Below are 1,109 nucleotides of genomic sequence, written 5' to 3'. Positions count from 1 at the left end.
CAGGTGGATCATTCACTATCACAAATGGTGGAGTATTCGGTTCTCTAATGTCTACGCCAATTTTGAACGGTACTCAAGTAGGTATTCTTGGAATGCATACAATCCAAAAACGCCCAGTAGCTATCGGTGACGAAGTTCAAATCCGTCCGATGATGTACGTGGCTCTATCTTATGACCACCGTGTAATCGATGGAAAAGATTCAGTTGGATTCTTGAAAACTGTTAAAGAATTAATCGAAAACCCTGAAGACTTGTTGTTGGAGTCTTAAGAAATAGGAAGCAGCTTCGCATACTTATGCGAAGCTGCTTTTTTGTTTCGATTTGTGCAAACTTGAGGAGATTCTGTCATTTAATTGATTTTGTGCAACCTGGAAAGCGATTCTGTCAACCTGGAGAGGCAAACTGTCTACCTGGGTAAGCTTTCTGTCAACCTGGCTAATCCTTTTCACAGCTACTGAGCGAATTATGATTGATGGATTGTTGATAATCTTTAAGTGCATGCTTATACTAGAGAGAGTAAGAATTGAGGAGATGAATTATGTTACATAATGTTTGGAAAGAGACACCTACACTTAAAACAGTCACTTGCGTTCATACAAACGCAGCAAAATTCTCTGTATCGAATGTACTGACTGTCGGAAAATCATATGAAGTGAAAAATGAAACAGAAGAGTTCATTTTTGTTGTAGATAATAGTGGTCACATCGGTGGCTTTTATAAAGAATATTTTGAATAACCGATGAGTCTTTCATCGGTTTTTTTGTTTTTAGCTATGCTAACTTTTACAATTGATTTTTATAAAAAATTGGGAATCTGCGCCCTTTCCGCGGACGAACAGACGAGCATCCCCGCTCGTGCCTCACTGTGGGGGATCGCCTGCCCGTTTTTCCGCAGGAGTGGTGCTTATTCCAATTATGTTAATGACATTAAATATCTGTAAGGCTATTTTAATAAATAACAATCATATGAGTGCAATTGCGCCTAGCATGCAAAGGAACGAAGGTTAAAAACGCCACGCAACAACAATTCATTTGGGCCAATTCGGAATGCGGCTACCGCAAATGTACGATAACCAATAGAAAAAGTAGGACAGAGCTTAGTTTATGAAG

2 protein-coding genes are annotated in these 1,109 nt (G+C 39.2%); both read left to right on the top strand.

The window, feature by feature from the left end; translation table 11 throughout:
- Nucleotides 1-269: 2-oxo acid dehydrogenase subunit E2 (locus AC1DSB_RS19760; protein WP_477587478.1), on the top strand; the 269-nt coding region annotated here is incomplete at its 5' end.
- Nucleotides 270-538: 269 nt separating this feature from the next.
- Entirely contained in the window at nt 539-736 is a 198-nt protein-coding gene (locus AC1DSB_RS19755; RefSeq protein WP_016427309.1) for a DUF6501 family protein, read from the top strand.
- Nucleotides 737-1,109 lie beyond the last annotated feature (373 nt).

The organism is Paenisporosarcina sp. P4_E4_2 (assembly GCF_056401595.1).
This window is presented reverse-complemented; position numbering and strand designations above follow the sequence as displayed.